At 57.3% G+C, this 9,111-nt stretch carries 7 protein-coding genes; all 7 read right to left on the bottom strand.

Translation table 11 applies throughout. The features are described from left to right. Positions 1-330: recombinase family protein (locus OKA11_RS23845; protein ID WP_267225028.1), on the bottom strand; the 330-nt coding region annotated here is incomplete at its 3' end. A gap of 353 nt (positions 331-683) precedes the next feature. Beyond that, entirely contained in the window at positions 684-1,823 is a 1,140-nt protein-coding gene (locus OKA11_RS23840; protein ID WP_267225026.1) for a GIY-YIG nuclease family protein, read from the bottom strand. Further along, on the bottom strand, positions 1,823-3,898 hold the full coding sequence (locus tag OKA11_RS23835; RefSeq protein ID WP_267225024.1) for a DEAD/DEAH box helicase: 2,076 nt from the start codon (positions 3,896-3,898) through the stop codon (positions 1,823-1,825). Before OKA11_RS23835 ends, OKA11_RS23840 begins: the two co-directional genes overlap by 1 nt. Further along, positions 3,898-6,702: a class I SAM-dependent DNA methyltransferase gene (locus OKA11_RS23830; protein WP_267225022.1), complete on the bottom strand. Its 2,805-nt coding sequence runs from the start codon at positions 6,700-6,702 to the stop codon at positions 3,898-3,900. The genes OKA11_RS23835 and OKA11_RS23830 overlap by 1 nt, the downstream gene beginning before the upstream one ends. A gap of 148 nt (positions 6,703-6,850) precedes the next feature. Continuing rightward, entirely contained in the window at positions 6,851-7,420 is a 570-nt protein-coding gene (locus tag OKA11_RS23825) for a hypothetical protein (protein WP_267225020.1), read from the bottom strand. 96 nt (positions 7,421-7,516) lie between these two features. Then, complete coding sequence (locus tag OKA11_RS23820; protein ID WP_267225017.1) at positions 7,517-7,948, bottom strand: hypothetical protein; 432 nt, start codon at positions 7,946-7,948, stop codon at positions 7,517-7,519. Between the two features lie 127 nt (positions 7,949-8,075). Beyond that, a complete protein-coding gene (locus OKA11_RS23815; protein WP_267225015.1) occupies positions 8,076-8,804 on the bottom strand; it encodes a hypothetical protein in 729 nt (242 codons plus the stop codon). Positions 8,805-9,111 lie beyond the last annotated feature (307 nt).

Raw genomic sequence — 9,111 nt, 5'->3', positions numbered from 1 at the left:
CAGTACGGCGAGCATCAACCGCCCGGTCGAGGTGTCGGTATCGACTCCGGCCTGAGCCAAGCACTTGAAAGCGACCTTCTTCTCAGTGAGTCGTTCGATGATCCGGTGGAGGTCGCCGACACTGCGGGCGAGCCGGTCGAGCCGGGTGACGACGAGCGTGTCGCCTTCGCGCACGAAGTCCAACGCCATGGCGAGTTGCTCACGATCTTGGGTCGAGCGCCCGCTGACCTTCTCCGCGAAGACCTTCTCGCACCCGGCTGCCAGCAAAGCTTCATTCTGGATGTCGAGCGACTGCCCCGAACTGCTCACTCGACCGTATCCAACCAGCATCGGCGCTTCCTGTCTCAATTGGTCCTTAGATGTAGCCTCTCACAAGTCTCAGATTTGTCGAACTTATTCTAATGAGACGGGAATCCGTGGGGCTTGGGACACCCCGAGAGAGTTTACCTATCCGGGACATCCGTCCCGCATCCTGGCCCTGCCCAAGGCAGGGCCAGCAATATCACCCCTCAGCACGTGCCCGGCGAACGGCGGATGGGCAACCGTGGCTGTCATCTCGCACCTTCGGTAGGATGTTCATCGGGCAACAGGCGTGGATGGCACGTCGAAAGGTCTGGCAGATGGTTGGGCAGCAACCCTGCAACGATCTCGGTATCCTGGCGTCGGGCATGCCCGACGCCGCTTCATCGCGATGCGGTATCCACGATCCCCAGTTTCGGGTCGAAGTAGCATCGAGTGATAGAGCCGTCCTGAATGCGCCGGACCACCTCGGTAATGTGGTCTGGCGTAGCAAAGAACCACTCACGAGGACGCACAGCCTTACCGAAGCGGTCGGTGATCTCAATGTCGGCACGCACCGGATCAAAAAACCGGTGCAACAGCCCTTCAAGGCGCGAGCGATTCACATTGAAGAGTGTAAAGCTGGTGATGATCGCCGCGGGCGCGAGCAGGAATGTGGGATCATTGACCGCATCTGCAACGCGACGATGCACGTCGCCGCCCGTGACGCCGATCTTTACCATGTGCCTGCCGTGCTGGGCAATGTGCTGATCTTTGGAAAGAGTACGGGCGACATAGATATGGCCCGTCTGGACATCACCGTCGTCGGGCTCCGCTGTGAATAGCGGTCCTGCCACTGGATCGGTGATCCGGCGACCGTTCTCGTCGTTATAGAGTAGCGAGGCAAATGAGCGAAGCAGCGGATCGCTCTCGGTGCCGTTGTCGTAGATCACACGGAGACGACGGTTGCGGTTTCCGAGCCTGTCTTGGAACACTTCTCCAGCCTCGGCGACATAGGCCATCATGCCCTTCTGGATGAAGAACTGCCCGGCATCGATCTCTTGCTCGCGCGCGAACTTGCGGACTTCGCGACGCTTGGCGCCAAGGTCTGTTGCCACGGCCTCGAACAACGGTCGGAACCGTTCGAAATCGGCGCAAGGCTTACGTGACCCAATATAGTCCGGCTGATCTTGCACCTCACGCGGCTGGACATGGGTGAGATTGAAGATCGGATCATCGTCGAGCAAGTCGTCGCCGAGGATGTCATCCACGCTGGTCGGCGGGGTCGGCTCAATGGGCAGAAGAAGCGCGCCAATTGCGGGATCGGCCGACAGGCGCTTCGCTTTGGTCGCGAGCAACCGTTCCGCAATCGGTGTACCTGCCTCGGATGATGGCGGACGCCCGTTGGCAGCGATAAAGCGCTCCAACTCTCCAAGCACCTGCCCAGCCTCACCTCCTGATGTAACAGTCGCTCGGGCCTCGACAGCCAGCAGGCCGAACTCGTCCGCATCGGCGAGCACATCCTCCATGCGAAGCCGGGGCATCAGCTTGCGGCCTGCACCACAGCGTCGACCTGACGCCGCCGCTTTTCGGCCTTCAACCATTCCAGCGCGGCACCAAGACGCTTCTCAAGCTCGTTGGTCGATGCGGCATTGGGCGGTCGCCCTTCTTCGGCACGAAAGCGCTGGATGCGCGGCCAGAGCGCCAGCGCTTCATCTTCGGTCATGCTGATGCGCTGACCGGCGATTGCACCATGGATGCGCGCCAAAGTAGGCGCATCCATGCGCTTCGACAGCACCTCGTATGCCTGCTGGAAGGGGTTGATGCTGTCGATCAGATCGACGCTGAGGTCGGCAACATTCACGAAGCGACGGACCATCTCAATGAAGCGGGTCGCGCCGGTCTGTGCTGCATCCGGTTCATCGGCATCATATCCGATCTGACCTTCGCGAACGCGATTGTCTGACCCGCCCTCCAGTTCAAGGCGGTTCACCTCGGCGATCACCGCCATTCCTGCAAGCAGGTGTTCCCGTACTTCTTCGACTTCCTCGGGGGCGAGGTACGGGTAGCGCTCTTCGATCACCTTGGGGACAAGCACCTGATTGACCACCTCGGGCGCGGTTGCATCATCTGCGACGGCGCGGGCGGCAATGCGGGGGTCTTGGCAGACATTGGCAAGCAGGTCGTTGAGGTCTTCCTCCACGATCATCCGCACTCGATCTGACGATGGCTCCTTGAGGCCCTTTACCGCGATATGCACGATGCCGGTGTCCTCATCGACGTGCATGCCGGTTCCGCTGCCGCCAGTGCCGAGGTCAGTCTCTGGTTCTTCCGGTCGCGGATGGAAGCGGAAGCGAGGAGCCATCACCTGCTCCATCAGGAGCGAAGCTGTGATCGCCTTGAGCATGTCGTTGACGGCGGTCACCACCGCGCCCTGCTCGGCCAGCGGCTCGGCGATGAGATTGGTGAACTGTGCGTGCGCCTTGTCCGGCGCGTCGCGTGTTGCGCGGCCGATGATCTGTACAACCTCGGTCAGTGAGGAACGGTAACCGACCGTCAGTGCATGCTCGCACCAAATCCAATCGAAGCCTTCCTTCGCCATGCCCAACGCAATGATGATATCGACCGCATCACGGTCCTTGGCCTTTCGCAGCGCGGCGACCACCGTGTCGCGCGCCTGACTATCGTCCACAAGGTCCGCAACCTTGAGCAGGCGTCCGTCCGGCCGACGCACCAGCAGGAATCCCGTATCGGGATCAGTGCTCTCGTACTCGCCCAAAACCTTGATGATGTGGTTCACCTCATCATACTTCTCCATCACCGATTCCGCAGCGTTCACATTTGGAATGTGGATGATGGTCTTCTTGTCCGAATCGAGCACCTCGCCAATCGCATCGAGGTATCGCCCACGGTAGAAGTGATAGCCGATGCCGAGCGTCTTGAGGTGCGAGTAACCGTCAAGCTGTTCGTAATAGGTGTAGGTTACGCGCTCGAACCGATCCTCGTCCTCGGGGCGCATAACCGCGATCTGATCGCCACGGAAATAGCTGCCGGTCATCGCGACGATGTGGACGCGGTTCCGGTCGAGCAGGCCGCGGACCAGTTCGCCCAGTCGGTTGTCCTGATCCGCAGCGGCATGGTGAAACTCGTCGATGGCAAGCAGGCACCCGTCGAACGCCTCTGCGCCGAACCGCTCATACGCAAACCGCAGGGTCGAATGGGTACAGACCAGCGTGCGATCATCGCTGTCGAGGAAAGCACGCAGCGCATCCACCTTGTCCCGCGCGCCGCCCGTTTCACTGGTGCAGAGGTTCCAGCGCTCGGCGACGTGCCAGTCGGTGAAGAAGCCGTGTGTGCTGAGTGAGGTGGAATCGAATGACGCACCGATTGACCGCTCGGGCACGGCGACGATGGCCTTGCCGATGCCCTGACGATGCAGCTTGTCGAGCGCGACGAACATCAACGCGCGGGATTTGCCCGATGCGGGCGGTGCCTTGACCAGCAGATATTGGGCGGCGCGCGCCTTCCAGGCGCGGGCCTGCATTGGGCGCATTCCGAGTGCATCGATCTTCTGGCTGGCGCCCGACGAACCATAGCGGACCTCAACTACATTCGTCATTAAGCTGCGCCTTCCATGCCCAGAGCAAACTCGGGATCGACCTCCTGACCGCGCTCGTCAGCAGTCAATTTGGCATATCTACGAAACAGATGGCCCAACCTGTCGCCGTCTGATCTGAAACCCCGACCAGAGTATAGGCTTTCGACAGCCTCATCGTTAGCGGTGTGGGCATCAATAAGTAGCTGGTGCATGTTATTAGGATCATATTGTTCCGCGATTGAGCCGCCGACCTCAGCCCGTGCCAGCAGGATGTTTTCAGCGCATGACTCAAGGCGTTTATAGTCAGCTTGGCTCATGGATGGCACAGGAAATGTGTACCATCCCAGCGTATTCGAGTATCTATAGTCTGTTTTCAATTTTCCACAAACTGCTTCGATCCACAGCAAATGCATACGAGATGCAATCAAGCTGATTGTCCATAGCGGCGCATCAAACATCATGAAGGCCAGATTTGAAACTATTGTTTCACCCGGCATATATAATACTGGAAGGTAAGGGCGGCGCTCGGAGCTTGCAGAGGGAACTACAATTATATGATCAGCGTTTCGCTGACGGATTTCGCCAAACTTATACGGTGTTCTGGCTTTTGACCGAGTCTGAGGCCTTGGGCTCCCGGCGCGAAAGACTCGCGTTGCCTCTATTCTCCGATCAATTTCTGGAATAGCCAGCGCTTGTGCTATGCGGTCATCTTCAATCCACAAGCAGTAACGGTCAATTGACCGAATTGCTTCTTTGCTGCCGACGATGGGCCTGACAAACGTGCTTGCCACAGGATCGGATTGAAAATCCTCGATTTCGGCAGGTTCTATCAGTAAATTTCCATTATCCAACGGCATGTTGCCAAAGTCCATGGGCGGCAATTCGCACAATGCGGCGGTGCGTTCGTCGATGTAAATGTTCGGTAGAGGTAAGAGGTAGGCGTTAATCGTGGAAACTTCTTGCCGTAAATTCCCGTCAAACAGTGTTCTCGCGCCCCCGTGTACTCTATCCATCCCGACGACAACACAGATTACACCCGCCTTTTTAGGGGCATTGTTTATCCACTTGAACGACCTGTGAGCGAACCTGATCGCGAGGCTGTTCTCCAACAAGATCGGCCAAAGTGTCGGAACCTGCTGACCTTGGCATAATGAGTTTGTTGCCACAAACGCGAAGCAGACATTCGGGACGGTTTCCGAATATTGCATGGCCCGAATAAACCAGCCACCCACATAATCGATGTTAGTCCATTTATTGGTATAACCTTGGGCAACTGTCCTCATTTCCGCCTTTTGGACGTCGTTCATTTTACGTGCGCCAATGTAAGGAGGGTTTCCAACGATGTAGGTTTCAACCTCGCCGTCTATAACCTCCTCAGTTCCATGAGCATCTACAGCAGTTGCGAGATTAGGCATTTTCTGTCGGTGATTAACTGAAATTGGCGCTGGACAGGCGCCCAGCCAGTCTTGTGCAAGTGCATTGCCGTTATGGATATTTCCACTATCCGTTAAGGGGAGGCTGGGTGGCGCTGAGCCGAACATATCTCGGTGCGCACGGTCCATCTGAAATTTGGCAATCCACAGCGACAGTTTTGCCGTTTCAGCGGCAAAATCGCTGATTTCGATGCCGTAGAAGTTGTGCAGTTCGATGTGGCTCCAGATACCCGGCGCATGGCCGGTGATCGCGCGAAGGCGGTCGAGCACCTGCCTCTCGATCTTGCGTAGCTCCTGATAAGCGATGACGAGGAAGTTGCCCGATCCGCAGGCCGGATCGAAGACGCGGATTTTCGACAACCGGGTGAGCAGCGCCTTCAGGCGTGCCTTCTCACGTGAATTGTCCGCCAGCGCGGGACGGGAGGCTTCCGTGCGTAGCTCGTCGAGGAACAGCGGATCGAGCACCTTGAGGATGTTCGGCACCGATGTGTAGTGCATCCCCGTTTCATGGCGATGCGCCGGATCAACGATGACCTGGATCATCGAGCCAAAGATATCCGCGTTGATCTCGTTCCACCGCAGCCCTGCGGCTTCGGTCAGCGTGCGGAACGCCGTGCGGCTGAACCGGGGCACCTCGATATCGCCTGCGAACAGACCGCCGTTCACCCATGGGAAATCTGTCGCCCATCTCGGCATGTCCCCACGCTCGCCCTCGCGAATGCTCATGGCCGTGAAGATCGAGGTGAGGACGTGGACCATCTCCTCGCCCGCATGACCGCCATGATCATGGATCGTGCGTGCAAAAAGGTGCTCGGGGATGATGCCGGTATCTTCGGCAAACATGCAGAAGATGATGCGCGTCATAAACAGGTTCATGGCGTGACGCTTGGCATCGCCTTCCCATTCAGGGTTCTCGGCGATCAGCGCATCATACAGCCGTCGAAGCCGGTTGGCGGCCTTGACGTCGATGGGGTTATCGTCGGCAGCCTTATACCGGGAGTAGCCAGCCAACGGCAGGAAGAAGCCGAAGCGATTCCCCAGTTCGGAGAACGGGAAGAAGATGGTGTCCTCGGCATCGATGTCGTGGGCGGCGACCTCGACGCCATCGGTTGCGAGAAGAAACTTCGCCTTCTGCGTCGCCGTGGCGCGACTTCCGAGGAGCCGCGCCAGAGCCTCGTTGATCTGCCCCGCATCGCAGACGAGCAAATGCAGTTTCTGCCGCCACAACACCCCGCCATCGATGTCGCTGGCGTTCTGGGTGCCGTTTCGGATGCGCGTGATCGTCGCGGGAGGCGCGTCGTAAGCTGCGATGAAATCGAACGGGAACTCATCGGCAACGAACGGCGCTGCGGCGATCCGGCTCACCGCTTCATCGATATCGGAAATATACAACTCTAAAACCCCGCCAAGACTTCGGCGACGGCCAACGAAGGCTCGTCTCTACTGACCGCTCGATAGTATGCCGGGATGCAGGGAGTTAGAAGAGGTTGGCGGCATTTTTGCTCAATGCCTTTCCAGGCGCGGGCAGGCCCGCGCCTGGCTATTCCATTGTGCTGTCGCCGATTGCGATCTGAAGCATGAGCGCCGTCGTCTCGTCGCGCACGTGAATCGCATAGACCGTTCCGATCAAAGAGTTGTCCGGCGCCCACCGCATACCGTTTGGGTTATATCCGCTATGATAGGCAATGGTGCCACGGCGCCCCATGATTTCACGTACCATATTCGCAGCGGGCGGCCGTGTGCGGCACATGATCCGCCACGGGAACACCAAGCGCTTCTCGGCTTCGTCGTTCTCGGCCTGCTTCGGAGTTATCACGCGAAAGCGGGTGCTGACCAATCCTGCGCCGAGAGTGGTTTCGGCATGCATGTCGTCGGTCTCGATGACACTGACAGCCCCGTTGCCGCCGATGCTGGGATTTCTCCAGAGCCGATAGTTCTTCCCTCTCACGCCGTATACGCCAATTCGACGCTGCGCTTCGGCGTAGTCGATTTCTGTGTGCCAAAATATCAGGCGATAAGGAAATGCCTCGTCTGCCGAGGAGCAGATGAGAAGGTCAGGTTCGGTGCAGTATAAGTCGGTCTTGATCTGCTGGTATTGATCGAAAATCACTTGGGTCTCCTGTTTTGACTGAAGACACTATGCCCGAATCGAAACCATTCCCGCATTAATGAAATGATGACCAGACGAAGATTGCGAACTGTGTAACTACCAGCCGATCCGCATTCTGCTGACAGCTTCCGCTATCATCTCGTCCAATGGGTCATGATCTACCGAGATTACTGGTACTGCGGCCATCATATGCACCGCCTCGGGGTGGAAGATGAAGTAACCGTAGCCGGTATTCTCAGACAGGCCGCTCTCCCGCCAGCGAGGGTCGAGCCCGGCACAGTCCAGAGCCAATCTCACCGCTGATAGATTTGATGCCAGCCGAAGGAGCGCGCTGCGCAACGAGTGGCTATCCTCGCCGGTGAACTCGGTGCCCGAACTCAGGGTCAGCTTGACGAAGTAACCCGCGAACACCCGAGTTTTGCCTGTGAGGACGAGGCCTGTCGCGTAACTCGCCGGAAGTAGCCCTCCCTGCTCGTTGACCACATGCACGTCGCCCTCGCCTCGCACTTCGTAGTTCCGCCATGCCATCGCCGTCTCCTTCCAACCTGTATTGATGTATTTATCGGTCGACGAGTGAGCGGCCGCGACGCATCTCTATTAATACTAATATATAACAATATACCTGTAAGGTAGTATTAATAGAGATCAGCGTCGATCACTTCAATTTCACTTGAATACCGCCTGTGGACCAATCGACGAACTGACGCGACAAGCAGGCACGTGATTGAGCAAAACAGTTATCCTTCAGTGCCGAGCCGCTCGCGTCATTGCTGGAAAACGGCGGCAAGAGCACGGTGCCAGTTTCGAGTATGAGCAGTGCCTCTTGGACATCCTTGGCGATCATGCCCGGCTTGGGCACCATCATCACCTGCTGATCATGGTAGCGCGTGCCATCGCCAACTGGCTTCGAAAACAACGGCGCAACCAACATATCGTTGGCGCTTGCGAGCGGCGTGATCACGTCGAGCAAGAGTTCCTGATAGGCGGCTGTAAGAGGGGTGCGACACTTTCGTGGATTTGCCAAGCGCTCAACGAGCGCCTGCACTTCCCCGGCATCAAAGAAGTTTACGAAGGCAACGAAGTCAGGCTCATTCAGGTTGATGCGCTTACCTTCGTCCCAGACTTTCACCTTTCCGCCGAACCGATTGGCCTTGATTTTCTGCGTCTTCGACCCCTTGGGCTTCGTCGCGCTGCCCCAGTTGTCAAACAGGGCGACCTCGATTGCATCGAACGAGATGGGGCAGGCCCGCACTTCGCGGAGCGGCTGTTCGTCGAAAAGGCCCGTCGTGCGGAGGTGGGCCCTGATATAGTTAAGCATTGCTGGATCGGCCTCGGCAGCGGCACGAACCGCGTCGAGGGCAGCAGAAAGAGGAATGTCGTTCACGTGAAACCTTCTGTTGAAACTGTAGCAATCGAGGCATCTAATTTGAGCGACGCCAGTCACTACAATTTGGTTAGTCCACCAAATTAACAGAAGTCATTTTGTGGCCGCATTATATATATTTGAACAATTTTAATTAAATGTGCCATTTCATTTTAGACTTGAGCGTATCGATAGTGGTATTATCGCCACATGAAGGAAATATACCCAAATAAACGCGCCATTCGCCATTTAATATTGAACATGAACGCCAGCAACGAAGCGGAATCTCGCCCGGTAACGGTCAATGAACTCAAGCGGTCCATGCGCG

It is taken from the genome of Novosphingobium clariflavum (genome assembly GCF_026420865.1).
Taxonomy (GTDB): domain Bacteria; phylum Pseudomonadota; class Alphaproteobacteria; order Sphingomonadales; family Sphingomonadaceae; genus Novosphingobium; species Novosphingobium clariflavum.
This window is presented reverse-complemented; position numbering and strand designations above follow the sequence as displayed.